We start from the raw sequence: 24,799 nt of genomic DNA, 5'->3' as shown, positions 1-24,799 counted from the left end.
AACACGATTGAAAAAGTTTTAGACTGGAAGTAATTACCTGAAGGGTTTAATGTAATAAAGCGTGGCTTGATTAATGTAGTTAAGAAATGCCGATAACATCGTGTTTGAATAAAATGTCGTTATAACTTTCATCTACTAAATTTTGTCCTATGATTTTTACAGCCGAATTATTAAACCGATTAGAACAAAACGAGGATTTAAAAAAGTCGTATGCTGCCCAGGGCAGCACGGGCCAAAATAAATTTGTAGCTGTACCTTTAATTATTGGTTTTATTGCCGCTTTTTTAGTTTATGCATTTTATGGAATGGGAAAAACTGATCCCATTTATACCAATTACGCCATTATAGGTGCCGGAGTTACATTGGTTTGCATCGTGGCTGTTATTGTTATACAGGTAAACGCTAAAAAGAAAATAACTGAAAACTTAGACAATGTTAAAGTATGCATTGCGAAGAAAATTTACGGGAACGACGCTACCCAGGTATATTACAGCATCTACACTATAGGGAGCAGGCGACATGATACGGAGTTTATTGAAGCCATAGCTGATAAGATTTTCAATATCGATGGTGAACGGGATGAACAAGTAAAGAATAAGATAAACAACCTGTTTAGTGTGAATTTTGAAGGCATGAACGCTACCCCCATACTTCTTCCGGTGGCGTTTACTTATGGTGAGGAAGTTTATAAGCAAGAGTTCAAATTTTCTTTGTTGGAGCAGCTGATGAAGGACGATATCGCCGAAAATAACGATCAGTTTATTGCGTTGTCATTCAACAACAGAAGCGTTCTTCCTTTAAAAAGCTTGAATTAGCGCTTAAGCTTGCCAAAGGTAAATGCTGATGTTTCGTGTTTATCACATCGCTTATAAAGGTATAGGATACAGCAAGGGCCGCAAGTGTTTAATTGATAATCAATATGGTATAAACACCTTCACTCATGTCCAATTTTTTTCTGTTTATTTTCAGCATAAAGAACAGGCAGCACTTGTAAATTTTTTAGTATGTTTATTTAATATTACAAAAAAACATGCGACTATTATTACTTTCCTGCCTTATCGTATTGCTTAACTCTGCGGCATTTGCCAAAACTGAAGTGAAAAATGAGATCCCTTTTGAAATGTTACAATCGGGCCATATTTTAGTAAAAGCCAAAATAGATGGGGTAGAAGGCCGTTTTATATTTGATACAGGTGCTGGGTTAACGGTATTTACCAAGGTGTTTTTTAATAAGCTGAAACATACAGTAAGTTCCGGTTCTTATACAGGTTTCAGGGCTACCGGAGAGCGGGTGGATGCCGATCTGTTCCGGGTTAAAGGTGTTCAGTTAGGTGGTTTTCAGAAAGAGGAAGAAGAGGTAAGCTGGCTGGATTTTAACTTGGGAGATATTGATGGTATCTTATCATTAAAATTACTGGAATCACAGCCATTTACTATCGATTTCAATAAGAAAGTGATTGTGCTTGAGTCGAAACAAACGCTTAGTGCAATAAAAAAAATTGCCAAGCCTATGCCTGTACAATTAGAGCAGTCGCGCGATAGGTCACTCACAATTTTCTCTTATTTCAAAATCAATGATACGCTTACGCTACAGTTATCTATGGATAGTGGTGCCGGCAAAGATGTTTTCAGAATTAACTCCAAATATCTGAAGCAGTTGAATGTGGATGTGAACGACACGGTAAGGGTAAAAAGAATTGCAAAAAAGAGCGAGGTTGACACTAAATACGTATCAACTATTTATTTAACTAAATTAAATAAACTTGCGTCGGCTCATGATGCGGCAATCAGCACCTCCAACTTTCCCGTCCAATTCGTTGATGGGCTCATCTACGATGGTATTATTTGGATCAATTGGTTAGGGTCAAAAATAACTTTTGATCTTCAGGATAAATTACTGCTTGTACAGCAATAATTTGATGGCTTGTTTATTGCGTAATGTTAAACGATCCGCTAAATTTTACCTGGTTATTTAAAGAGTCGGCCATAAAGCCGCTGAAAGAACCTTTTATAGTACCCTTTAACTGCTGGCCGTTGTCGGCGAAGTTGTATGTAGTTACCTTAATGGTTTCTCCGCCAGGTGGCACATGGAGTTTAAGAGCGCCTACCTCAAAATATCCGAACGAAGAAGTATAAGTTCCCGGTTGGGTGGCATCAAACTGTAAGCCAATATTATCGGAAGTGCTGATGTTAAATGCAGAAATTACAGTAACATCCGGGCCACCTGCATTCGCCTGCGCAAAGCTTATCAGATGAGATGGTGTAGTTAAAGTAACAGATGCGGCGCTACCTAACTGATAAGTGAATGTTGCACCTGTAGTTGTTGTATTACCGTTGATGTAATGCCCTGGTATTTTTGTGCACGAAGATATGATTAAGGCAAGAGCCAAAAAGATAAGAGGACTTTGTTTAAGGTAGTATGTGTTTTTCATTGTTTAATAGCGATGTTGCGAAGATAAGTATAATAGCCGGTAAACACGGGTAGCTTTAATGCTGATCATGGAACCGGTGCAAAAGGAGGGGCGCTACTTTAAATAGCTTCAATTCGGCTTAATCTTTTAAAATGTAAAGCTTTAATTTAAAATTGTTTATGTTTATTGATATGCATCTTCTGTAAAATAGAGATAGCCTCATCAGCGAGGTCATCGGTAAGTCCGACAGAAGAGCTGGTCAACACGAGACTCGATTTTATATATTCGGGTAAGCCATTTAACATTTTGTCATCATCTATAATTACAAAGTACTCGTTAGGTGTACGTGTATTATTATACCATTGTAATATTTCATCTTTTCGAGTGGTTTTCAGACTATCTGTAGTTAGCCGTTTTAATTTTTTTGCATTAATGCCTCTTGTTTTTAACAAGTTTTTCCATTGTGCAACTTGATATATTGCTTTATGCGAAGTTGTCAATAAAATAGATGCATTGGTTTCCAGCAGTATGCGGTTAAGTGCTGCCACACAACCCGGACTAAACGCAGTGAAACCATCCTCCATAAACTCCGGTTTTTTCCAGGAGTTTGCAGGAACCAAAACGCCATCTATGTCTAATAAAATCAACATAACCCAAATTTACCGCTAATTATTCATCGTAATGTTATTGGATTCATAAATTCTATTTTCTAATGCTGGCAGATGCTCAATTAACATTTAAGACAGGCTAAGCCTATACGGCTACGCCCTCGCTCCATCAACTGCTGATTGTAAAACCCGACATCCTCTTTTAAAACTGCTTTAAAATCTTTGCTTTTTGCATTTTAAACTCATTATCGTCAATCAGCCCGCTATCATACAATTCTTTCAGGTCGATTAGTTTGGCCCTAATTAAAGTGAGATCAGCCGGGTTTGCCAGAGGGGTATTAGTTAGGTTGAGGACAGTTACCACGCCCGCGCCCAAACCATTTTCATTACGTACGGCTTCTCTTAAAGCCATCATTTTTTGCATTTCTTCAAAAGTAAGCCCGGCGAGCTGGGCGGCTTTTGCATCGGCTTGAATGTTGGATATACCGGCTATCCGGTTATTGGTTTCCTGGTCAAACGACGATCCTTCTATCCTGAAGTCAAGCAGTTCAAATCCGAAATCTGCAAACTCGGCTTGTGTTTGTGCTGTGGCATCAGATGCCATCTTTTCCAGGTTGCTGTCCACCTCCGCATATGAAAACTTGGCGTTGGCCAGGTATTGACCCAGCTTTTGCGAAATGCGGGATAAAAGCAGTTCCTGTAAGTTGTAGGCATCATAATTTGATTGCCCTGCAACAATGCGCGTAAAAAACGCTTCGGGCTGCGTAATCCTGATCGAGAAGTTGCCGTATGCACGTAAATTTACGGGGAATGTATAAAAGGGGTCAACATAGGTAACCGGTAACCGTGTGCCCCAGCGCATGTTAACAATATCTGCCGTGCGGTAAAACCAGATCCCGGTTTTATGCTCGCTCTCAAAAAAATTGATGAACTTTTTTAGCGTAGTTATAAAAGGCCTGTTATCAGTCTGTATATCATAAATACCTGGCTCATTAAACAAGCCTTTAACAGTGCCCTCATAGGTATAAATGCAGCCCTGCCCGGGCTGCAATATGAGTTTGGAGATGTTTTTCAGTTCGTCGCCCCGAATGTCAAACTTTCGGAATAGCTCCCATTCCTTCGGGTCATCCCATTGGATAACCGACCTGAACTGATTTTTGGTTGCATTGACTATGCCCATAGTTAAAATTCTATATCCGATGCCAGATCTGATTTGTAATTACTGTATTCACTTTCAAAATGACTGCGCCACTTGTCCTGTAATTGTCTGAAATAATTAAATTTTTCGGCATAATCCGGCGCGGTGTGGTCAAGCAGGCTATTTTGATAATTGAGGTAATGCATATTCAAGGCCCCCCACTTACCTAAATCAATACCATAGCCTTCCAGTACGGTTACGGGGTCTATACCATGTGATGCCGCGACCGACTGATGCCAGAATATTTTTTGATATGTTTCATAGTCGGGCACTAACTGTAACAGTTCGCCGGCATCCATCGCTGTAGTTTCAACTTGAGCAAACCTTCCTGCCTTGGGGTTTGCAAATAACTCGCCATACCGTGTTGCATAGTCCATATCTTCGGTCATCAGTTCGCCAAGTCTATCGTTCCACCGATCAAGGGTTTCGTCCCAAACCGGCTTTTCGAGCCCCAGTATTTCAATTACTTGCGCTTCGGGCATACCTTGTGCCAGGTTGCCGCAAGCAGCGGCATATTCTTCAAATGTTACTCCGTTTATGGTTTCCATAAGATGTTGCTTTAGTTAGATTGTTTTTTTATCGCCAGTTCAATGTCTTTTGTTTTGCTTGCTGCTGTGTGTGGCATCAGTTTTACACGTTCCTCAAAGTATCGCTCATAATATTTACGCTGTGCATTGGTATAATCATCACCGCTTTGGGCTTTAAGCATTAACTTATATTCGTTAAGTGCATATAATGCCGCAATGTTATCTACCACGTTCCACCCAATAGTAACATACTTGGTTTCAGGTTCAAAAGTGTTTACTGCTTGGCAGTAACTACAAACGATGTATTGTGCATTAAAAAAATCTTTTTTTACAGATAGCGGTGAATTGCATTGGCTGCAATTAAAATCACCGTTAATGAGTTGGATAGCATAATCATAATATTTGAGCGATAGTTGCCCTTCGGTGATGTATACCCATAGCGCTAATTGGCGGTTCATTTCTTCGGATACGTTGTGCGCCTTTTTTAACTCAGCGGCCCAGTTTACAGTGGTACTCCTCAGCAAAGGTTCTACCTGGTTTTGCCAGGTATCGCTTACTTTTTGTATCACATCGGTATAAATTTGCTGCTGTATGGCTTTCAACGTTCTAAAAGAGCCATAGTAGTCATATTGGTTTTTTTCTAAACTACTAAGCACGGTTTCTTTTGCGTAAACTAAAGTATCCTCAAACCTGGCCCTTATTTTTTCAAGGAAGTTATTCCACTGGTTAATTGGTTCATGCGTCATGGCCCTATAGTTTATCATGGTTTATTTGAACATCTATATCCATCAGTCGGCAACCGCAATACGCACAGTGGCTTATATTGGTGTTTACCGGCCGCGGGGCGCCGCATTGGAGGCAACAAATGGAACTGACGCCTGAAAAGGTTTTACTACTTTCCCATTGCTTTGCTGATGAGATTGAGTTTTCTGATATCTTTTCAAACGGGTTTCGCATGGTTTTTTAATTAACGTCCATTTACATTGGTTAATCATCCAGTCAATGGAGGCCGTCGTAATTGGCAGTTTAATAAAGGGGGAATCAGAATGTTTATCCCCCTCGGTTCACATCACATTATTTGGAGAAATCAAATTTCCCCTCAAATAATTTTCCTACAACAGGTAGCGGTTTAATAGCCTCGTTTGATGCGGCAATAATACCCATGAGTAATAAAATGATGGATAATATACCCACTACCATGGAAACTATACCCAGGGCCGGTATCAACATGGTTAATATGGATATGGCTATACCCAGTATAAAAGATAGAATAATGAGGCCTAAGGACTGGCCAAGATGGTAATTAACCAACGCGCTTTTTTCTGTACTTTTTTTGTACTCCAGGTAAGATATCACCCAGCCAATAATGGTGATGTAGCTTACAATGGCCATGCTTTTGTTTGTCATCGTATTTTGTTTTTATAGTGAAATGATGGGGCAAAACTAAAGTGCATTTTAACAAAGGCCAAACAAATGGGGCCTACAAGCTGTCTACATCACATGGTTAAGGCATCTACAAATTGTCTACAAAGGGTAGCTAACTGTTTAGTTTTCAGTTGTTATTTCATTGAAGTAAAAGGTAAGCGCTATAACAGGCCCTTAAAATGATATTTTTACAATTATGCCATTTAAAAAGTACTATCTGTTACTCCTGTTTATATGTGCCTGTTTCTACCCGGCCTGTGGCGCTTATAGCCAATCGTTAATCATCGATTCGTTAAACAGGGCTGTGAAAATTGCTGACGCTAAAGAAAGCCCCATTATTATGGGCGAACTGGCCCGGGCAAATTTTGAAAGAGATATAAAAAAGGCGGTAGGTATAAGCAATGAAGCTATCGCGATGGCCCGTCGGCAACATAATGAAGCTGCAGAAGCATTTTGTTATGCTACCATGGCACATTTGCTGGTTCAGCAAAACCAACAGCAGCGTGCATCAAAGTATTTAGATAGTGCTTTGAAAGCCTTAGATAATCATACCGACCCTGTTATTGCTTCATTTGTGTGGTTTAGAAAAGGCTGGCTGGATATGGTGAGGGGTAATAATGAAAAAGCCATGTCTGCCTTGTTAAGGGCCGCCTCATTGATCAGTAACAAAAATGATAGGCGCTCTGTTAATTACAAGGTGCTGATTAATCACTACATAGCCAGTATTTATGCTTACGGCAGCGATACCCTCAAGCAACGCAAGTATGCAGCGGCTTGCCTTGCCACCGCCCGGCGCAGTATTTATGCTGATGATATGCAAATGGGTTATATGACTGTGGCGCACAGTTACTTTTCTGCATTTGAGAAGGATACCCTAAAGCGTAGTGTGTTAGATTCGTCTCTGGTTTACTACCGCAGGGCGCTCACATTTTACGTGCGCAATAAAGAGCGCATATTGCTTCAAAGTAATGCTTCGGCAACTGCGTTAAACATGGCCAACAGCTATTTCAGGTACTATCCGGCAACTTACAAGGATAGCGCTTACAAATATGTTAACCTTGCTTTAAAGATTGCCCGGAGTACTAACGGCCGCGAAGTGATTGCCAACGGGTATGGTATACTGAGCGAATATGCTTTACGCGAAAAGGATTATAAACAGGCAGAAGAATATTTAAACAGGGGGATTGGCGAGTTAGCTACGCTATCGGACGGGGTTGATATTACCCGGTCGAGAATGATGCTTGGCCTGGCCAATGTTGCCGAAAGTAGCGGAAACCTCAAAAAGGCCATGGCATATTACAAGCAATACCTTAATTATCATGATAAGGTTTTTGATGTGCAAAAATTGGCTGTTACACAACAGTTGGAAGAACAATACCAGGCAGCGCAGCGTGAAAATGAAATTGTGCGCCTCCGGGAACGCGACGATTATAACAAGCGGTTGAATTGGTTGTACGTGATTATTGGATCTACCGGGATTATATCGCTCGTATTTTTGCTCAGGTCGTATCATTTTAAGTTAAAAGCATCCCAGCAGGAAAAGAAAATGGCCGACCAGGAGAAAGAAGAAGCCAAATTGATGACCAGATTGCAGGAGGCTGAAGCGGGGCGACTGATACTTGAAAAACAGGAAGCGGAATTAAGAGCCTCGTTGCGCGAAGAGGAAAGTGCCCGCCTGCAAGCCCAACAGGAACTGTTGCAGGACAGAACCGATTGGTTGGAAAAAGCCCTGCTTGCCGGAACGTTGAAAATTGAAGAGAAAAATTCAATTCTGGAGGTATTAAAACAAAAGGCCAGCCAGGCAGACTCTCCCGTAATAGCCAGGCAGATTGGACGCATCGTTAATCAGAATTTGCGAATGGACAAGAATGTAGATGAGCTGCAATCCATAGCTGATGTACATCCGCTTTTTTTTAACGCTTTGCAAAACAGGGCCGGTAACACCCTCACGCGATTAGATCTGAAATATTGCTCGTATATTTTAATGGGCATGGAAAACAAGGATATGGCAACCCGGCTGGGAGTTGATCCGAAAAGTATTAGGATGACGCGTTACCGGCTTAAACAAAAGCTAAAGCTGAATAAGCAGGATAGCCTTGACCAATTTATAAGCAGCCTTGAACTGAAAGGTTAATTGAGTGCTGGATATTTAAAAACAATATCCGCCTCATAGCGTGCCTCGTTCAATTGGTTTTAATGCCGCTTGTATGCAGTATAACAAAGTTCATTGCCAATTTTGATAAACTTATAGCATAAAAATGCGACCAGCAGTTTGTCTTAATACTATCCCTGTTAAGCTGTGATCTTATTGTTAACGATAAGTTAACAATAGAACGCGTAATTTGCGAATACCCTTAATCACATAGAGTGGTGCCACCATGCTGAAATCATTTTATTTGTTGATCATATTTTTAGGTATCGCAGCCAGCGGTTTATTTGCACAACAAAATCAACTCCTTTCTATCGGCGCTCTTAGTCAGCAACATCCGGATTCGGCACTCATCATTTTAAAAAAAATGTATGCCCAGGCGGTCGATAAAAAAGATGATATAACTGAAGGCCGTTGTTTGCAACAAATGGGACAGATTTGTTATAACCAGGGGCACTTTGCGCAAGCCTTGGAGTTTTATATCCACGCCGACAAAATCTTCAGCGTAAACAACCAGCCCGACCTGCAGGCTGCCAACCTGGGCGAAACCGGTGTGCTTTATTATTATAACAAGCAAATGGGCAAATCAAGGGTTATGTATAACAAGGCTTTGGCTATTTATAAACAAAATAACAACTTAAAAGGGCAGGCCGAGATATTAGGAAATATAGGGCACCTTTACGAGAAGAGCCGCCAGTATGATAGTGCTTTTTATTATCAAAACCTGGCGCTTAAAACCTACAATCAGGCCAATTACAAAAAAGGGGCAGCCAAAATTTACGAAAATCTGGGTAGTATATACGAGGATCTGGCCCGGTATGATTCTTCGTACGTGTGTTTTGAAAAATCATTGCGGCTTTACAATGAAGAGCATAATGAGGTAGCTTCCATTGAGGTTGTTAATAACCTGGGCGATATTTTGCGCAAAACGGGCCGTTATGCCGAGAGCGTAGTGCAATCGCGAAGGGCGATGGCCCTGGCAAGGCAAACTGGTAATATTTACCAACTGGCGGCATGCAGTAAAGATTTGGGCAAGGTATATCAACTGATGAACCGCATGGATAGCGCCTACCATTACGCCGAACTCAGCCGGAAATATTCGTTGGAAATTTACTCTAAAGACGGTGTAAACCAAACCGCCTTTTTGCAGGTGCTCTATGATATGGATAAAAAGAGCAACGAGATTATGCGCCTCAACAACATCCGCAAAATGAACCAGGTTATTGTAGTGGCGGTAGGGGTGGTGGTAGTGTTAGTTGTTGTTTTGGGTCTGGTTATTTTTAGCCGCCAACGTTTAAAAATAAAAGATCAGCATACGCTGGCCAAACAAAAGGAGGCCGAGCACCTGGTAATGCAGCTTCAGATTAAAAACCAGCAACTGGAAGAGGAAAGTTTAAAACAACAGCTGGAGTTAAAAAGCCGCGAACTATCTAACCATACCCTAAACCTGATTAGAAATAACCAATTGCTCGAAAACATGCGCGCTACCTTACAGGCTATGGTTAAAGATGATAAACGCGACCAGAAAAAACAAATGCAGCAAATTATACTCCAAATAAACGATAGCTTTAACCATGAGCAGCATTGGAAGGAGTTTACTACTGCTTTTGAGCAAGTACATCAACAGTTTTTTGAAAGTATTAAGCAGCACAGCAATGAGCTTACTTCAACCGATATGAGGTTGATAGCGCTGTTACGAATCAACCTCAACTCGAATGACATCGCCGCTTTGCTGGGCATCTCTGTTGATAGCTTGCGGGTATCGCGGTACAGGCTTCGTAAAAAGCTCAATATCTCGCAGGGCGGCAGCCTTACCGCCTTTATTCAAAGCTTGTAAAAGCGTTACATCTAAGATGTACAGATAGCTGCTTTTGATTGAGAATTAGCACTTAACATAGCCTTAATGTAACGGTAATAAAACCATAATGGAGTTTTGATATATATTAAGTAGCTGTATATGAGTTAGTTGTTTTGTGTTGTTGCTTTTTGATATACGGGCATTGTAACGGTGTTGCTTTTATGTAACCTCGAATATTTCAGTAGTAACAACGGGTATATACACCTTTGTAACGTCAAATAAAACACACGTTATCAAAAAGCAATGAACAAAATTTTATCAATCTTATTTCCTCTCCTTTTTTGTGCTGCAATAGCGAGCGCAACAAAGATAAAGGGCCATGTTTATGATAAGCAGTCGGGCGAGGCGTTGGTAGGCGCTACCGTATTTTTAGATAAAACAGGCAAGGTAACCAGTACCGGCCTTGATGGTTCTTTCGAACTAAAGGATGTACCTGCGGGGCCCGCAACTATCCGTATCACTTACATTACCTATCAAACTATTGTAAAGGAAATCACTATCCTGAAAGAAGATAATCCGCATTTAAAGTTTTATATGGAGCCTGCATCAAAAAGCCTTGCCGAGGTTAGCGTGAGCGCGGCAACAAGCGGGTCTAACGATCATGATGCGAGGCGTATCGAACAGAAGGCCACCCAGCTGATGAACATCGTATCGGGCAAGGCCATCGAAATTTCGCCCGATTTAACCGTGGCTAACGTAGTGCAGCGGGTATCGGGCGTATCCATAGAGCGGAATAGCAACGGCGACGGGCAGTACGCTATTATACGTGGTATGGATAAGCGCTATAACTACACTATGGTTAATGGTGTTAAAATTCCAAGCCCTGATAACAAATACCGTTATATTCCGCTCGACTTGTTCCCTTCCGACCTGTTGGAAAGGCTTGAAGTTTATAAAACCCTCACGCCAAATTTGGAGGGCGACGCTATCGGCGGTGTTGTAAATATGGTGATGAAAAATGCACCCGATCATTTCCAGGTGAATGCCAATTTATCAACCGGGTATAGCCAGTTGTTTTTTGATCGCAACTTCACCAGCTATAATTCGTCAGGTATTAACCATCAATCGCCTTATGAGCTTAATGGCAGTAAATACAACGCCACCCAGGCCGATTTTACAAAAGGTACGTTAGATTATACTTCAAAAAAGCCTGCACCTAATTTAATTGGTAGTTTATCTATCGGCCAGCGTTTTTTGGATAACAAATTGGGTGTCATCGTAGCGGGCAGTTATCAAAATACCTATCGCGGCAGCAACAGTACTTTTTACAGTTCATCTGTAAACGGTACCGATCAGTATGCTGTGATAACAAGTAAAAGTTACCGCGAATATTCCGACCAGCAAAAGCGTTTAGGCGTACAAGGCAAAGTTGATTATGTTTTTAATCAGAATAACAAAATCAGCTTGTACAACGTGTATGTAAACCTGATTAACCAGCAGCTCAGAGATGCTGTAAGTACCAGCTATAACGGCGTTTACGACCCCGCTAAAGGTAATGCCGAATTAACCTACACTACGCGTTCCCGCTTAACCGAGCAACAGATTTATAACAGCACCCTGCACGGCGATCATCATTTTTTTGATGGCAAATTTAAGGTGGAATGGTCGGCAGTATATTCATCGGCAAAAAATGATGTGCCCGATAATACAAGCATCAGTTTGAACGGCATTCAGCAAAATTTTCAGCAAAGCCGTACATCGTTGGTCAATACCTCGCCGGTTAACCGCCGCTGGGAGCGCAATACCGACGAGGACAAAGCCGGGTACCTTGATTTAACCTATAATGTATTCCGTGGCGAAAAAAAGCTGGATTTGATGGCGGGCGGCTTGTATCGCGATAAGCAAAGAAGTAGCTTTTATAACAATTACGCTCTTGGAGCAAGAGAAGGCCATTCGGGCGATCTGTATGGTGTCGATTTTAAAAATTATACCGACCTGGTACTGGTTGTAAGCAATCCAACCGGAGCCGTAGCTAACTCGTTAACTTATGATGCCAGCGAGAAAACGGGTGCCGGTTACGGGATGTTCCGTTTCACATCGGCAAAAACAGAGATTACCGGTGGCGCGCGTGTTGAGCATACCAATCAGGGTTATAACCTGTTGTTCCCGGCCGGCGAAACCAATCCGTCGGGCAGCCAGATTTATACCGATGTATTGCCAAGCTTAACGGTAAAGTATCATTTAAACCAAAAGGCGCAATTGCATGCATCTTATTACAAGGCATTAAACCGCCCGGGCTTTTACGAGATAGTACCCAGCAAGGTAATTAACGAGGAATACCAGGAACGCGGCAACCCCAATTTGAAACGTGCCCTGGCTGATAATTATGATCTGCGCTACGAACTGTTCCCCGGTGCATCTGAGCAATTATTGATTGGCGCATTTTACAAAAAGATAAAAGATCCGATAGAGTACACTTTTCAGGCTGATGCAACACGCGGGCAGGATGTTTATTACAGCCCCGGAAATTTCGGCACGGCCAATAACTACGGCGCCGAGTTGGATTATATCAAGTTTTTTCACAAGATAGGCGTAAAAGCTAATTATACGTATACCCATTCGCGCATTACCACCCCAAAAACGGCCCGGAGGATTAACGCTACAACGGGAGATATCGAAGCTTATTTGGTTGATCAGTCGCGGCCGCTATATGGCCAGGCAGAAAATGTAGGTAACCTGTCGTTATTTTATAAAGACACCAAAAAAGGCTGGGATGCCCAATTGGCAGGTTCTTATATCGGCGAGCGTATCAACACAGTATCGCAGTTTTTAAATAACGACCTTTGGCAAAAAGGTCAGATCCAGGTAGATGCATCAGCCGAGAAAAGGTTTAAACACGGGTTAAGTGTATTTGCTAAAGCGAATAATATTTTCAATAGCCCAGCCAAGCTGTTTATCAAAGGCACCAACGCTGAGAATGATAAGATCAAAGAAAATCTTGTTTCTAACGGCCAAACGCTCATCCGTGCCGATTATTACGGGCAAAACTACCTTATAGGGCTAAGGTATAAGTTTAACTAATAACCGAATATTAAAAAATTCAATATGAAATTGAAACAAATAATTACAATGGTATTTACGGCACTGGCTTTTACGGCCTGCCAGAAAGCTAATATCAAGGTTGACACGACCTCGGCAAATGGTTCGGCAACCGGAGAGATATCGGGTGTATGGGCCAAAGGCAGCGTACACGAAATTAAGGGCGATGTAATTATCCCCGAAGGAAAAACCCTCACCATTGAAGAAGGGGTAACCGTGCTGATGGATACCACCGCCAAGCCCGAGGTTATTGTAAAAGGCAACCTGTACTCGTTAGGTACGGCTACCAACCCGGTTAAATTTACGGTGAATGATCAGTATAAAACTGACGCCAAAAAATTTGGAAAAATGTGGGGCGGTATCCTGGCCGCAACAACCTGCGCCGAGCTGGTGTTGGATTATACGATATTAGAGTACGGTGGCAATACAACTTCCGACGCATCGACATCGGTAAAAATGGGTTTATATAAAGCCGTAGCCGGCGAAAACCTGCCTGCGCTATGGTTCTCCAACGTTAACGGTAAGTTGATCGTTCAGAACAGTATTATCCGCAACTTCCAGGAAGACTGTACCTACATCGAGGGTGGTAAAATTATATTTGCCAACAACCTATTTTATACTACGGGTGTAACCGGGGGCGAAGCCATGAACTTTAAATCGGGATGTTTGGCAGATGTGGCCTATAACCTGGTTTACAGCGCTAATACCAACGCCTTAAAACTATCCAACGCTGGCGACCGTACTCCGCAGGCTTACATTATAGCTTACAATAATACCATGGTTAACACGGGCTGGAGGCGGCCCACAGCCAAAGGCGGTTCGGTTTGGCTGGAAGCAACCGTACGTGCCGAATTGTATAACAACCTTTTTGCCAACACCCGTTTCGGTGTAAAAAGAGATCCCAAAAAACCAGAAGACTCACGGTCTAAATACAGTAACAACTGGTATTACGGTTATGATCAAACCACGGTTAACCAGTTTCAGCCTGGAAGCAACGATGTGATTGCGGGCGTAAACGATGTAAGAGGTACACTTGCAGGGGCCAACGATCCTAAATTTTTGAATTATCCGCTGAATACGCCCGTGCTGAACGCCGTATTCACTACCACCTGGGATTTTCACTTACAGGGTAACTCGCCGGCTTTAACAACAGGCATTACAACCTTTACCCGTAACCATAAAGCCGGTATTACAACATCAAACGGCATAACTTATACCTCGCCAGAACCATCAGCCTTTGTAGGTGCATACGGAGTTAAACAATAAAATAATTAGATGAATTTAAATACGTTTTGCTTTGCTCCACTTGCTTTAATATTTTTAAATACAGCCTGCTTGCACGCACCAATTGATGATACCACTGCTGTTAAGCCTGTAATTATTACCGAAGCGGTAAAGTATGATACCGATGATCCGGCGATTTGGATCAACAAAGCCGATCCGGCCAAAAGTTTGGTAATTGGTACTGATAAGGATGCCGACGGTGCCTTATATGTGTTTGACCTGCAAGGAAAAATAGTAGCAGACAAGGTGGTTAGGGGTTTAAAGCGCCCCAATAACGTTGACCTGGCTTACGGCCTGATGTTGAACGGCAAGCCTACCGACATTGCCATTACCACGGAGCGGATCACCCACAAGCTCCGTATATTTTCGTTACCGGATATGAAACCGGTTGACAATGGCGGGCTGGACATGTTTGTTGGCGAAACCGGCGCCGAGTTTCGCGATCTGATGGGCATAGCCATCTACACGGCAAAAAACGGTAAAATGTATGCGGTTGTTGGCCGTAAAAGCGGACCTAAAACAGGCGGCTATATTTGGCAATATCTATTAGGCGACGACGGCAGCGGAAAGGTTAAGGCCACGCTGGTACGCAAGTTTGGTGAATACAGCGGTAAAAAGGAAATTGAAGCGATAGCCGTTGATAACGAATTGGGATACATTTATTATTCGGATGAGCAGGTAGGCGTTCGCCAGTACTATGCCGACCCGGAGAAAGGGGATAAACAACTGGCCATTTTTGCCACCAGTGGCTTTAAGGCCGACCATGAAGGCATCTCGATTTATAAGCTCACTAAAAATACCGGTTACATTTTGGTATCAGATCAGGGTGCAAACCGCTTCCAGGTGTTTAGTCGCGAAGGCACCAAACAAAATCCCTTTGAACACCGCCTGCTAAAAGTAGTACCCGTACAGGCCCAACAAAGCGATGGATCGGATGTGGTTAACATACCACTCAATGACACCTTTAAACATGGCCTTTTTGTAGTGATGAGCGATGATCGTACTTTTCATTATTACCGATGGGAGGATATTGCGGGGAAGACTTTGCAGGTGAAATAAAGTTTGTAGTGTGGTGGTGCTGATAGCATCATTAGCGGATATTTAATGCACATCTTGACGCTTGGTTGCGTGGGATGTGCATTTTTGGTATGGGGTTGTGATGGTCTTGATGCCCTGCCAGACCTTGTGTTTGATGCATTTAGAGTGGGTTAGCATTTGTCGGTTAGAATGAGCATTGTTTGCGTCTCTGCTGCCTAAAGCGCCAAGTGGTGCTCGTTGCCGCGGGCAGAAAAAAAGTAAAATGCTGATGTTACTTATAGTCTTTGGCTTATAGTCTACATTCTTCCATCTTTACAAAATGGAAATTAAGTCCAAAGTAGGCAGCCGGATAAGAGAAATCCGTGAAAAAAACGGTATTTCGCAAAAAGACTTATCCTATACTGCTGATTTAGACAGAAGTTACATTGCAAGCGTTGAAAACGGCCAAAGAAATATCTCGATTGTCAACTTAGAAAAGATAGCCAAAGCATTAAAAGTTAACCTGAGCGAACTATTTCAAGGAGTATAATGAAGATAAAAATACCGAATGCCCAAATCCAAGAGTTGCTTTCCGGAAAAAGGTACAACTATTTAAAATACGCTACCCAAATCATGAATTTGGCCAATCAAAATGCGCAGGGGACGAGAGCTAAGGTTGTAGGGCAAATGAGTGACCTTATTCAGCAATTTGAAGGCACAACCCTTGCCGATTGGGAAAAATGGTATCTGGAAAGTTATCCCACAGCTATTGATGATGCTTCAGATAAGGTATGGGAAATGATAAAGGCATTTCAGGAGGGCATTAAAAAAATTGACAGAGATACGGTAAGGCAATGGGTTGAAGAACTTGTAATTGTAAAAACATTCGCCGGCTTAAAATTTCAGCAGGCAATCTTAAAAGCTGTTGCAGCTAAATATAATAAACAATACAGGTTAGCTACTCCCGAAGAAGAAAGCAGAGGAATTGATGGTATAATTGGGGATATGGGCGTGAGTATTAAGCCAATTACATACAAAACTAAATTTGGCTTAAATGAAATGATTGATGTACCAATTATTTTTTATAACAAGAAAAAAAGTGAAATTGTTGTTGAATTTGATTTACCGCAATTAGAGAATGGATAAAGAAGAAATAAAAGAGCAAATTGTCGCTATTATTTTGGCCGCCCCAATAGCATAACCGCCGATGATATTTACAGGCAATTAATTTCCGAGGTTGATCCGGGAACAACGCAAGAAGAAATTCGAGGATTGATTAAAGAACTTGTCAATGACGATAACAATTTAATAGGCAGTTCAAACAAAGGATACTTTATAATTAACACGTCAGACCAGTTAGTTACAGCAGAAAAATACTTAATAAGTCGGATATCACATTTGCAAAATCGGGCAAACAATTTGCGTAGACTATGGGACGAACAGCAGGATAACAAAGTAAAAGGAGGATCATAACTCGATGCCCCTCAACAATAAGCTATCAAAAGTTTATAAGTTCTTGTTTCGATATTTTATGTTTTTTAAGTATGAAATGTGCGCTTTTAGCTGTTTCAGTATAAAAAGCTTCAAATCCATTTTCGAGCTTGTTTACTTGGTTGATGAAAGATAACCTTAACTCTGTTTCTTGTAATGTCATCACTGGCAAGTTAAGATGTGAGTTAAAATGCTTGATTTCATTTTTAGTTTCATCATTACTTCGATCATGAAGGAAAAGTTTATGCTGTTCAATACGATTTTGAATGTGTCTGTTTAATTTTACGGGAGTAGCGTTAATAATATTTTCATTAACGATTGGTATGAAAGAAGGATCTATTTCTATTCCTATGCTATTTCTTTCCGAAGCTATAGCAGCCAAGGTTGTTGTTCCGGTTCCCAAAAAAGGATCTAATACTGTATCTCCCTTAACAGAATACATATTAATTAGCCTGTAAGGTAACTCAAATGGGTAAGCCGCGCTACGGTTCCTGGATTCCGGGCTTTCAATCCTTTGCTTAGCTCCCTTTAAATCCCACACGTCAGAGAACCAAACGTTTCTTTCTTCCCAAAAGAATGCGCTCTCTCTTCTTAATTGTTTTTCGGCGTCTGTTTTAAAATTTCTTTTTCCCCCCTTTCGAAAAATTAATATCCATTCATGTTCAAGTGTTACATAAGCACCAGCTGGAAGCATGCCGGATCCCATGAATTTATTTGGCGCATTAGTTTGTTTCCGCCAAATGATATTTGGCATATTGTTAAACCCAAGTTTAATAAAAGCAGAAACTATCCGTGAGTGATTATTATATAACGAAAAATGCTCATTTATTGTTCGCGTTGCATCTCCGATATTAATACAAGCAATTCCTCCAGGTGATAACGTCCGTTCAACTTGTATCCAAATTTTATCTAATTCCTGGTGCATCAACTCAAAGGCAATATCTCCATTTCCTTTGAGTTGTTCTTTGGCGATAGACTGATTTTGAGCAGCCATAATATCATCCCACATTTCAATCATTGGGTATGGCGGGGATGTAACAACCAAACTTATCGAATGGTCATTTAATTTTTCCATTTCCTTATTAGCAGCCCCAGTTAAAATGCTATGCTTAGTAGTGTATGATACCATTTTGTAAAAATAATAAAAGTTACTTAAAGTCGACATTAAGTTTTAGCATAAACTCCTGATGATGGTGGTCGATTACAATACGGTTTTCAATATATTTTCTAACTCCGCAGCAGGGCTTGATGCTGGTGCTTGCGCCGCGCCTTCCTAAAATGTCTATTTTACTCCTTTGTTTACGCAAAATTATCCTTTCACTTGTGTTATGCATTTACTTTTCGTAAAATGCACAGAAGTTTATAAGGTACACATGAATTATTGGAAACACAGCTTATTATCCAAAAAGAAGTTTCAGGGCGACGCCAACGACTATCTGCAGCTTCATAAATTTATGGATACCAGTAAATTATTTTACTTTAATATCAAACATCGCGTATTGTTGCATAATACTTATGGGATAGACTTATGCATTCAAAAGTTTGGGGAAACCTTAATCAACGCTGAAAATAAAAAGGTGCTAATCCGTGATATTGCCGCGGAGCATTGTAAGGAAGACTTGATGGGAGTTGTGCCGACCTTAAACAATTGGTTTAAATATATTGATGAAGCGCTGCTCGATCATATTAAACCGATTAATCCGGCTGATAGTAAATTAAAAGAGTTTGTTTTAAGGCCGCTGTTAATGTCGGGCTTAAAGTCAACATTAATGATAACCCACAGCAATTTTGGAATCTATCTTACAAAGGAGCTATTAGGTATTGACTATGCTTTGGAACTGGTGAATTACCTGCCTGAAACGAACATAAACGAACTGCTTCAATATATTAAATTAAAAGACAGGTGGCAGTATACGCCCGATTTAGAACAGTTAAAAAATATTGAAAATGAGCTTGATTATTAATTTTTTAAGGGGATTATTTGGCAATAATCCAAAAGGTGCAGCCAAATCAACTACAAACGATTACATGCAACGCTGGGAGGAAGACCGGAGAAAAAGTATTAAAGCCACCGAACAGAGGCTTGGTAATTGGATTATAGCACTTGTAAACCAAAAAGGTAGTTTACCTTTTTCGTGGGAGAGCGGCAATGATGAAGCCTTTTTAACATTCACCGACTTTACCGAAGCTGAGGAAGATAATTTTATGGATTTAGAACAATATATAATAAATAAGCTGGATATACCTGACGCCGGAGAATTTGAGATGACTGGCAGCGGTACCATTTACATCACTGGAAATTCAGTAAGAGTAAAGTACAGTTCTACCATAAAGGGCGTTATTGATTATGATGAGGAAACAGATCAGGAAATTTATAGTGAAGAAGAACAGGATAGCGGTGATGAGCTGTTGTTTTCAATTTGAAACTCGAACGTCCTGCACAAAAAATAGGCTGACGCCCAAATTGCCGTTGCGTATGTCGCGCGTTTTTCCCCTCTTCTTGGTGGTTTTTTATAAAACGCTCATTATTAATTTGATATAAAATAATAAGCGGCGGCCCGTGCGATTCCCCTCTTGAGAGGGGCGGAGGGGTGTGTCCTATGCGAGCGATTATAAAGCGCTAATATTCTGCGTTCTTGCAATAAATATATATCTTTTAGGTTAAACTCAACCCCTTTTTATCCATCCAAACAACTTTTTGCACCAACAATTACAATCTGTTAACGAACAAAATGATTTTGATTTGTTATCAAGAGGATGAAGAAACTAACCGCCATCTTACTCTTCCTTACCAGTACATGCGTAGCAGTGGCCCAAACCGGCACTTACCGGTTTAATGCCAAAAGCGGGGCATCCTGTACTATAGCGGTAACGAGTGAAAAAGGCCACATCAGTGCTGATATTTTTGCGTGGTGGCATACCCCCTCTGGCAGAAACGGCGCTTTCGCAGGCGAGGGCCAGTTAAAAAACAATAGCTGTGTTTTAAAAAGTGCCGACGATGCCGACTGTGAGGCCAGGCTTACTTTCAGCCCCGGAAGGTTAACAGCCAAATTTAACAATTGTATTAGCAGTAACTTGCCGGGTGATTTTTCTGGCACCTACCAAAAGCTCACTAACCGTTTACCGGGTGACTACATCATAGCGATAACCAAAGCTTATTTATATAAATGGCCTGGCTCAAAACCGCTCAAAACTTATCTAATTCAAAATAATAAAGTTAGTGTAGACCTGGAGAACATCACCGATGGGCAATGGGTATTTATCAATTTTACCAACGCAGCGGGTAAAACCACCGATGGTTACATGCCTTGGTCTGCCTTAAAATAATAACAAATGAGCTTAATCCTATTCAGAGTGCTATTCTTTTGCCTGGTGCCGGTTGGCATATTCATCCTGGTTAAAACCATACGGATGCTTAAGGGGATATTTGCGGGAGAGGTGATTGCCGAGATCCCCTTTACACAGCAGGAAGTTTTGTTTGAAATTACGCGACCTGGAGTTTATGCCATTTGGCAAAAGGGACAGCTATTCAGGAAAACGCCGGTAGATAAATTTCAGTTGAAACTGAACAAGATTGCTTCGGGCGAGGCTATCTCCTTACCCCAATCTTTTTTTAGGCCGTATATTAATGGATTTGATACCGGGCGGATGGAAATGAATCGCTTCTCGGCCGAAAGTGGCCAGTATCGGCTAACTGTAGTGGAGGGTACAAGCGTATCTGTATTTGAAAAATTGGCGTTTAATTTGTTCCCGGCTAAACCGGTTGATTACAGCCAATACTTTATCCAGGTGAGGGAGAGCCGCCCAATTTATTACATGATTGCGGCCATTCCCCTTTTTACATTAGCGGGCTTTTGTATGATCGGCGGTATGGTAGCGGGGTTTATAGCACCCGATATACTGGCAGGGCTGGGTATTCAAACAGCCGGTAATTTGCAGTATTTATTAAGGATGAATTGCTGCTGATGAAGTTTAAAAACCTAACTTTCGGCGTGTTAGTCATTTGGATTGCCTACTATGTTTTCTTGGGTTATAGCCTTGTTATCACAGTAAGTCAATTAAAAATGGTTACCGTTAGTAACTATACCATGCGTACGGGTGGCGCATTCGGTGTTATTAAGCATTATTATATTGAACCTTATGTTACCACAGCCGCATCGGAGAAAAACTTGCCTGTTGACAGAACCTATGCAGGGTTCTCCCTGGCAGGGATCATGCTGCCTAAACAAGCTATCAATAGGAGCAGGGTAATTACCTTCTACGCTCTGGACGAACGCGAAAAAGTTATTCATTTTGCCGCGAGCGAGGGGACGCATGGTGCTTCTCAAGTTCGGCTGTATATCGATTTACTGGCCTATCTCATAGGTAAATATGTTTATTTGCATGTGGGCCTGTTGCTGCTTTGGGCCTTTAGCGGCACACTTTACGCCAGGTTGAACAACGGCCTGGACGTAGCAGCAGAGATCGCATCGGCAGATCGGTCCACTAACCTGGAAAAAGTACAACTGGGCTTGTTCTTTTTTAGTTTGATTATTTTGTTGATATAAAAAGGGGCGCATAGAGCTAAATATATAATGCTTTTGCAGTTTAACTGCAAAAGCATTATCTGTAAACTCACGTTTTGCAATAAGAAATCGCTTTCATTGATCTGGATGGCTGTAACAGGCTAAAACTGATATATGCTAACTAAAATGTTTATGCAACTTACTGATGGTATTTAAAAGCAAACTTTGCCTTGCCGGTACATTAATAGTGCCGCTGGCTTTGGTTATTTATTTCGCGTTACAGGTATCCCGCTTAAGCAACACACTTTTGCCGATAAAGGCTACTATTAGCTCGTTTGAGAGTAAGGGTTCGCATTCCAATTTTCGGAAAGTGGTTGGCCTGGATGAATATTCCGCGAGTTTGGTGAGATACTACGAGGGCACAAATATGCTTTTTGTTAAAGATTTCAGGGATGTAATTTACCAACCGCCCGCTCCAAACGAAATATCAAGCATTTATTACTTACACCCGAGGCTAAAATCCAAAACCCAGCGGCAGATTAGCTTCTATGTTCAAAAAGCAGATACTGCTAAACTAAGGCAAAGTACGGCGCAAATATCCTATTTCTACCTGCAAAATCCTCCAGCCCTAAAGTCGGGGGCTGGTTATTATACTGATTTGTACCTGTACGTTTACCGTCATCATTATGGTGCTGGCGCAGTGTTTGTTTCGTTGTTGTTGTTTATCGGTAGTTGCATAGGCGATTCCTGGTGGTACGAGCAAAATAAGGCCCTTTTAGCCTATGCCATCTTGATAGTACTTATACATATTTTAATATTTTTATTTTGATATTCTGATTTTATAGCAGCATTGATAATACGGCCACATTAAAAATGGCAGCAACTACCATACAGGCATACCAAATAAATCTACTTTTCTGTTGTTGATTAAGGGCATACATTTTATAGCAAAAAAGTGCGGCAGCGAAACAGCATACTTCGGCAAACAGGTAAGCAACCCATACAAAGTAAAACCATGTTTTAGCTGTGATATAAACCAAAATATCGTAGTAGAAGTCAAATTTTACATATTGTTTGGATGGTGACTGCATGTAAAAAAATTCCACCTCTTCACGCGGATTATCCAGCTTCGTCAAATCATTTTTTAAAATATAACATGCTGCCCTTTGCCCCGTACGATTTGAATTATAGCTACCATCCCCATCGTAAAACAAATCATCTATATTTTTGTGGGCAGTGTTAAATACCGGCGTATGATAGCTCCGGAAGAAAGAGGCACTATAGGGTGCGATTTTGAACCTATACGTATGAGATCCTTTACCGCCGCTTTCTTGAAAAGAACTTACTGTACCTTCTGTTTTTACCAATGAGCCGCTCAAATGGGAAACATAAGCCAATAAAATTCCGGTGAATAGTAATGGCAAGGCCAGTAAAGCAATTAAGGCTAAAGCAAATTTGGATAAATTGCCTGATGGTTGATAGGTGGTACCACTTACAATCACTTCTGCCGGCTGCCTGGCGGTGTTTGTGAACTCCAGCCTGACAATAGTGCCGCTAACCGACTTGATTTTGCCAAAAGCATCTTCAAATTGGAGTGTTATAGGCTGATTGATATAACTTTCCGCGTCATCAGTACCAAAAGAAAATGGGGAACCCAATAGCGCCTGCCGGAATTTTAGTTCGAAAAAACGTTGCTCGTGCAACTGTTGACCATACCGGAAGCCCGACACTTCGGTAATTACAATTCCTTTGATAATGATGTTAATAGGGTCTGGCATCTTGTTTTTGTTTAATCATGGTCTGCTGGTATGATTATAAACAACTGATTGCTAAAATGTTTAACACTGATAGGTAACAATTGCATTTTACCCGGTTTGGCAAGGGGCGATTATATGCCTTGTTTTGGGCGAATGAGCGGGCTGATGCCGGCATTTTAGAATGCCGATTATTAACGCAATAAAACGCATTGATAATCAATGTTTGGTGTAAGGTAGATGTTATAAGGGCTTCGGAGTTAAACGGGATTTTTAAAAAGCACCTGATTGCGGCATCAATACGGATGGCTTCATTCAATTCTTATCTGAACTTATCGTTGAGGGTAGGGGAGCGAGGAGCTGTCCGGATAGCCGCGGATAATAGCTTATCAATAAACAGGGAAAAAAAGTCAACATGGTGGCAATTAAGCCACCATGTTGGTTTAATTAGTTAATGATTGTTCCGTCTTTGATTTCATCATTTGCTGTGCTAATGATCCTGTCTCGCGGAGATAAGGGGCCAAATACTTCGGTGGAATCCTTACCCATCAGGCCTTCCTTAATATCTATTAATGTTGCTTTGCCATCGCGTACGGCTATAACATATTCCCGCTCTGTTGATCTTACTATTGCTCCATTGGGCACCAGTAATGATTTGGCTCCCGATAACATCGGTATCCTCACTTCGGCGTACATACCGGGTTTAAGGTTCCCGTTTTTGTTCATCACGTCAATTTCTATGGCTTCTGATCGCATGCTGCCCAAAGCATTGGCAGACCGGCTTATCCGGGCGCTGTGCTCATCACCAGGCATGGCATTGAACGTGAATGATACAGGTTGTTTAAGGTCGACCTTATCCACATAGTCTTCCGGGATTTCCACTACCAGGCGCATCTTGCTGATATCCTGTAATATCAGCATGGGCTGATCGGTAGATTTTCCGGGCGCCACCAGCGCGCCTGGCGATACGTTACGCTGAACGATCATCCCATCAAAAGGAGCGTAAATGCTTAAATAGCCCTGCATGGTTTTTACCGACTGCACATTTGATTTTTCGGATTGTGCCATAGCGTTGTCCGCCCTCATTTTAGCAGTTGCGTTATCCAGATCTAAGGGTGATACAGATCCCGGCTCGGCAGCGGCCTGTTTTAACCGGGTATATTTTTCTTTACTGGCTTGGGCATTTTCCTGGGCTTGTAAGTACCTTGAGGTGGCCGCCTGTAATTGCGATTCCATTTCGGGTGCTTCCAGGGTCATCAACAATTGTCCTTTTTTCACTATCGAGCCACGATCAACAAAAAGTTGTTTTACAAAGCCATTTACTTTCGGGAAGATGTTGACTTCGTTAAACGCTTTTAATTGGCCAGGCAGCCGCGCTGAGCTTGATAGGGCTTTCTCGGTAACATTACCTATATGGTATTTTTTTGATTGCGATGTTTTAGCGCCGTCGGTTAAGTCAACCGGTTTTTGGTTGCCGGAGCAAGCCGCAAAAAGGCTGGCTACCAGGCTAAATAGGATAATTTTAGTTTTCAT

24 protein-coding genes are annotated in these 24,799 nt (G+C 41.5%); 15 read left to right on the top strand and 9 right to left on the bottom strand.

What is annotated here, in order from left to right:
• Positions 1-149: 149 nt before the first annotated feature.
• Positions 150-815: a hypothetical protein gene (locus MUCPA_RS04360; RefSeq protein WP_008504686.1), complete on the top strand. Its 666-nt coding sequence runs from the start codon at positions 150-152 to the stop codon at positions 813-815.
• Positions 816-1,030: 215 nt separating this feature from the next.
• Positions 1,031-1,915 carry a retropepsin-like aspartic protease gene (locus tag MUCPA_RS04355; protein WP_008504683.1) on the top strand — a complete coding sequence of 295 codons (885 nt, stop codon included), beginning with the start codon at positions 1,031-1,033 and terminating at the stop codon, positions 1,913-1,915.
• 13 nt (positions 1,916-1,928) lie between these two features.
• On the opposite strand, the gene MUCPA_RS04350 is transcribed toward MUCPA_RS04355, so the two are convergent.
• The 6 genes from MUCPA_RS04350 to MUCPA_RS04325 form a co-directional block, all read right to left on the bottom strand.
• Positions 1,929-2,432: a hypothetical protein gene (locus MUCPA_RS04350; RefSeq protein WP_008504681.1), complete on the bottom strand. Its 504-nt coding sequence runs from the start codon at positions 2,430-2,432 to the stop codon at positions 1,929-1,931.
• A 146-nt stretch (positions 2,433-2,578) separates the two neighbouring features.
• Positions 2,579-3,061 (bottom strand): HAD domain-containing protein, encoded by a 483-nt coding sequence (locus MUCPA_RS04345; protein WP_008504679.1) that lies wholly within the window; start codon positions 3,059-3,061, stop codon positions 2,579-2,581.
• A gap of 160 nt (positions 3,062-3,221) precedes the next feature.
• Positions 3,222-4,199, bottom strand: a complete 978-nt coding sequence (locus MUCPA_RS04340; protein ID WP_008504677.1) for an SPFH domain-containing protein — start codon at positions 4,197-4,199, stop codon at positions 3,222-3,224.
• Between the two features lie 2 nt (positions 4,200-4,201).
• Positions 4,202-4,765: a DUF6620 family protein gene (locus MUCPA_RS04335; protein WP_008504676.1), complete on the bottom strand. Its 564-nt coding sequence runs from the start codon at positions 4,763-4,765 to the stop codon at positions 4,202-4,204.
• Between the two features lie 11 nt (positions 4,766-4,776).
• Positions 4,777-5,490 (bottom strand): hypothetical protein, encoded by a 714-nt coding sequence (locus MUCPA_RS04330; RefSeq protein ID WP_008504674.1) that lies wholly within the window; start codon positions 5,488-5,490, stop codon positions 4,777-4,779.
• Between the two features lie 328 nt (positions 5,491-5,818).
• A complete protein-coding gene (locus MUCPA_RS04325) occupies positions 5,819-6,151 on the bottom strand; it encodes a hypothetical protein (protein ID WP_008504673.1) in 333 nt (110 codons plus the stop codon).
• A 214-nt stretch (positions 6,152-6,365) separates the two neighbouring features.
• On the opposite strand from MUCPA_RS04325, the gene MUCPA_RS04320 reads away from it, so the two are divergent.
• The 7 genes from MUCPA_RS04320 (at position 6,366) to MUCPA_RS04290 (ending at position 16,662) form a co-directional block, all read left to right on the top strand.
• Positions 6,366-8,303 (top strand): regulatory protein LuxR, encoded by a 1,938-nt coding sequence (locus MUCPA_RS04320; RefSeq protein WP_008504672.1) that lies wholly within the window; start codon positions 6,366-6,368, stop codon positions 8,301-8,303.
• A gap of 244 nt (positions 8,304-8,547) precedes the next feature.
• Positions 8,548-10,155, top strand: a complete 1,608-nt coding sequence (locus MUCPA_RS04315; RefSeq protein WP_008504671.1) for a tetratricopeptide repeat protein — start codon at positions 8,548-8,550, stop codon at positions 10,153-10,155.
• A 264-nt stretch (positions 10,156-10,419) separates the two neighbouring features.
• The gene (locus MUCPA_RS04310) at positions 10,420-13,197 is read left to right on the top strand and encodes a TonB-dependent receptor (RefSeq protein WP_008504670.1); all 2,778 of its coding nucleotides are present in this window, start codon (positions 10,420-10,422) and stop codon (positions 13,195-13,197) included.
• 24 nt (positions 13,198-13,221) lie between these two features.
• Positions 13,222-14,481 (top strand): hypothetical protein, encoded by a 1,260-nt coding sequence (locus MUCPA_RS04305; protein ID WP_050982018.1) that lies wholly within the window; start codon positions 13,222-13,224, stop codon positions 14,479-14,481.
• 9 nt (positions 14,482-14,490) lie between these two features.
• Positions 14,491-15,558 carry a phytase gene (locus MUCPA_RS04300; protein WP_008504668.1) on the top strand — a complete coding sequence of 356 codons (1,068 nt, stop codon included), beginning with the start codon at positions 14,491-14,493 and terminating at the stop codon, positions 15,556-15,558.
• A gap of 298 nt (positions 15,559-15,856) precedes the next feature.
• Positions 15,857-16,066: a helix-turn-helix domain-containing protein gene (locus MUCPA_RS04295; protein ID WP_008504667.1), complete on the top strand. Its 210-nt coding sequence runs from the start codon at positions 15,857-15,859 to the stop codon at positions 16,064-16,066.
• Complete coding sequence (locus MUCPA_RS04290) at positions 16,066-16,662, top strand: MjaI family restriction endonuclease (protein ID WP_008504666.1); 597 nt, start codon at positions 16,066-16,068, stop codon at positions 16,660-16,662. Before MUCPA_RS04295 ends, MUCPA_RS04290 begins: the two co-directional genes overlap by 1 nt.
• A 352-nt stretch (positions 16,663-17,014) precedes the next feature.
• Here MUCPA_RS04290 and MUCPA_RS04285 read toward each other — a convergent pair whose 3' ends face one another.
• Positions 17,015-18,136, bottom strand: a complete 1,122-nt coding sequence (locus MUCPA_RS04285; protein WP_040625707.1) for a DNA-methyltransferase — start codon at positions 18,134-18,136, stop codon at positions 17,015-17,017.
• Between the two features lie 199 nt (positions 18,137-18,335).
• Between MUCPA_RS04285 and MUCPA_RS35660 the strand changes: the two genes are divergently transcribed.
• The 6 genes from MUCPA_RS35660 (at position 18,336) to MUCPA_RS04250 (ending at position 22,341) form a co-directional block, all read left to right on the top strand.
• Positions 18,336-18,971, top strand: coding sequence for a DUF6915 family protein (locus MUCPA_RS35660; protein ID WP_050982017.1), 636 nt, complete (start codon positions 18,336-18,338; stop codon positions 18,969-18,971).
• Entirely contained in the window at positions 18,955-19,431 is a 477-nt protein-coding gene (locus tag MUCPA_RS04270; RefSeq protein ID WP_008504662.1) for a hypothetical protein, read from the top strand. The genes MUCPA_RS35660 and MUCPA_RS04270 overlap by 17 nt, the downstream gene beginning before the upstream one ends.
• Before the next feature lie 333 nt (positions 19,432-19,764).
• On the top strand, positions 19,765-20,334 hold the full coding sequence (locus MUCPA_RS04265; RefSeq protein WP_008504661.1) for a hypothetical protein: 570 nt from the start codon (positions 19,765-19,767) through the stop codon (positions 20,332-20,334).
• A 6-nt stretch (positions 20,335-20,340) separates the two neighbouring features.
• The gene (locus MUCPA_RS04260; protein WP_008504660.1) at positions 20,341-20,973 is read left to right on the top strand and encodes a hypothetical protein; all 633 of its coding nucleotides are present in this window, start codon (positions 20,341-20,343) and stop codon (positions 20,971-20,973) included.
• Positions 20,973-21,554, top strand: a complete 582-nt coding sequence (locus MUCPA_RS04255) for a hypothetical protein (protein WP_008504659.1) — start codon at positions 20,973-20,975, stop codon at positions 21,552-21,554. Before MUCPA_RS04260 ends, MUCPA_RS04255 begins: the two co-directional genes overlap by 1 nt.
• Before the next feature lie 163 nt (positions 21,555-21,717).
• Entirely contained in the window at positions 21,718-22,341 is a 624-nt protein-coding gene (locus tag MUCPA_RS04250) for a hypothetical protein (RefSeq protein WP_008504658.1), read from the top strand.
• Between the two features lie 10 nt (positions 22,342-22,351).
• Here the strand turns inward: MUCPA_RS04250 and MUCPA_RS04245 are convergent, their stop codons facing one another.
• Together MUCPA_RS04245 and MUCPA_RS04240 are read right to left on the bottom strand one after the other, a co-directional pair.
• Positions 22,352-23,290: a hypothetical protein gene (locus tag MUCPA_RS04245; RefSeq protein ID WP_008504657.1), complete on the bottom strand. Its 939-nt coding sequence runs from the start codon at positions 23,288-23,290 to the stop codon at positions 22,352-22,354.
• Positions 23,291-23,713: 423 nt separating this feature from the next.
• Positions 23,714-24,799 (bottom strand): efflux RND transporter periplasmic adaptor subunit, encoded by a 1,086-nt coding sequence (locus MUCPA_RS04240; protein WP_040625706.1) that lies wholly within the window; start codon positions 24,797-24,799, stop codon positions 23,714-23,716.

It is taken from the genome of Mucilaginibacter paludis DSM 18603 (assembly GCF_000166195.2).
Lineage (GTDB): Bacteria > Bacteroidota > Bacteroidia > Sphingobacteriales > Sphingobacteriaceae > Mucilaginibacter > Mucilaginibacter paludis.
The sequence above is the reverse complement of the archived record's forward strand: the minus strand, read 5'-3'. Positions and strand labels throughout refer to the sequence as shown.

Excerpts from the sequence above, each read along its gene's own strand:
- MUCPA_RS04360 (WP_008504686.1), top strand. The coding sequence starts at position 150 with ATGATTTTTACAGCCGAATTATTAAACCGATTAGAACAAAACGAGGAT.
- MUCPA_RS04355 (WP_008504683.1), top strand. The coding sequence starts at position 1,031 with ATGCGACTATTATTACTTTCCTGCCTTATCGTATTGCTTAACTCTGCG.
- MUCPA_RS04350 (WP_008504681.1), bottom strand. The coding sequence starts at position 2,432 with ATGAAAAACACATACTACCTTAAACAAAGTCCTCTTATCTTTTTGGCT.
- MUCPA_RS04345 (WP_008504679.1), bottom strand. The coding sequence starts at position 3,061 with ATGTTGATTTTATTAGACATAGATGGCGTTTTGGTTCCTGCAAACTCC.
- MUCPA_RS04340 (WP_008504677.1), bottom strand. The coding sequence starts at position 4,199 with ATGGGCATAGTCAATGCAACCAAAAATCAGTTCAGGTCGGTTATCCAA.
- MUCPA_RS04335 (WP_008504676.1), bottom strand. The coding sequence starts at position 4,765 with ATGGAAACCATAAACGGAGTAACATTTGAAGAATATGCCGCTGCTTGC.
- MUCPA_RS04330 (WP_008504674.1), bottom strand. The coding sequence starts at position 5,490 with ATGACGCATGAACCAATTAACCAGTGGAATAACTTCCTTGAAAAAATA.
- MUCPA_RS04325 (WP_008504673.1), bottom strand. The coding sequence starts at position 6,151 with ATGACAAACAAAAGCATGGCCATTGTAAGCTACATCACCATTATTGGC.
- MUCPA_RS04320 (WP_008504672.1), top strand. The coding sequence starts at position 6,366 with ATGCCATTTAAAAAGTACTATCTGTTACTCCTGTTTATATGTGCCTGT.
- MUCPA_RS04315 (WP_008504671.1), top strand. The coding sequence starts at position 8,548 with ATGCTGAAATCATTTTATTTGTTGATCATATTTTTAGGTATCGCAGCC.
- MUCPA_RS04310 (WP_008504670.1), top strand. The coding sequence starts at position 10,420 with ATGAACAAAATTTTATCAATCTTATTTCCTCTCCTTTTTTGTGCTGCA.
- MUCPA_RS04305 (WP_050982018.1), top strand. The coding sequence starts at position 13,222 with ATGAAATTGAAACAAATAATTACAATGGTATTTACGGCACTGGCTTTT.
- MUCPA_RS04300 (WP_008504668.1), top strand. The coding sequence starts at position 14,491 with ATGAATTTAAATACGTTTTGCTTTGCTCCACTTGCTTTAATATTTTTA.
- MUCPA_RS04295 (WP_008504667.1), top strand. The coding sequence starts at position 15,857 with ATGGAAATTAAGTCCAAAGTAGGCAGCCGGATAAGAGAAATCCGTGAA.
- MUCPA_RS04290 (WP_008504666.1), top strand. The coding sequence starts at position 16,066 with ATGAAGATAAAAATACCGAATGCCCAAATCCAAGAGTTGCTTTCCGGA.
- MUCPA_RS04285 (WP_040625707.1), bottom strand. The coding sequence starts at position 18,136 with ATGGTATCATACACTACTAAGCATAGCATTTTAACTGGGGCTGCTAAT.
- MUCPA_RS35660 (WP_050982017.1), top strand. The coding sequence starts at position 18,336 with ATGCATTTACTTTTCGTAAAATGCACAGAAGTTTATAAGGTACACATG.
- MUCPA_RS04270 (WP_008504662.1), top strand. The coding sequence starts at position 18,955 with ATGAGCTTGATTATTAATTTTTTAAGGGGATTATTTGGCAATAATCCA.
- MUCPA_RS04265 (WP_008504661.1), top strand. The coding sequence starts at position 19,765 with ATGAAGAAACTAACCGCCATCTTACTCTTCCTTACCAGTACATGCGTA.
- MUCPA_RS04260 (WP_008504660.1), top strand. The coding sequence starts at position 20,341 with ATGAGCTTAATCCTATTCAGAGTGCTATTCTTTTGCCTGGTGCCGGTT.
- MUCPA_RS04255 (WP_008504659.1), top strand. The coding sequence starts at position 20,973 with ATGAAGTTTAAAAACCTAACTTTCGGCGTGTTAGTCATTTGGATTGCC.
- MUCPA_RS04250 (WP_008504658.1), top strand. The coding sequence starts at position 21,718 with ATGGTATTTAAAAGCAAACTTTGCCTTGCCGGTACATTAATAGTGCCG.
- MUCPA_RS04245 (WP_008504657.1), bottom strand. The coding sequence starts at position 23,290 with ATGCCAGACCCTATTAACATCATTATCAAAGGAATTGTAATTACCGAA.
- MUCPA_RS04240 (WP_040625706.1), bottom strand. The coding sequence starts at position 24,799 with ATGAAAACTAAAATTATCCTATTTAGCCTGGTAGCCAGCCTTTTTGCG.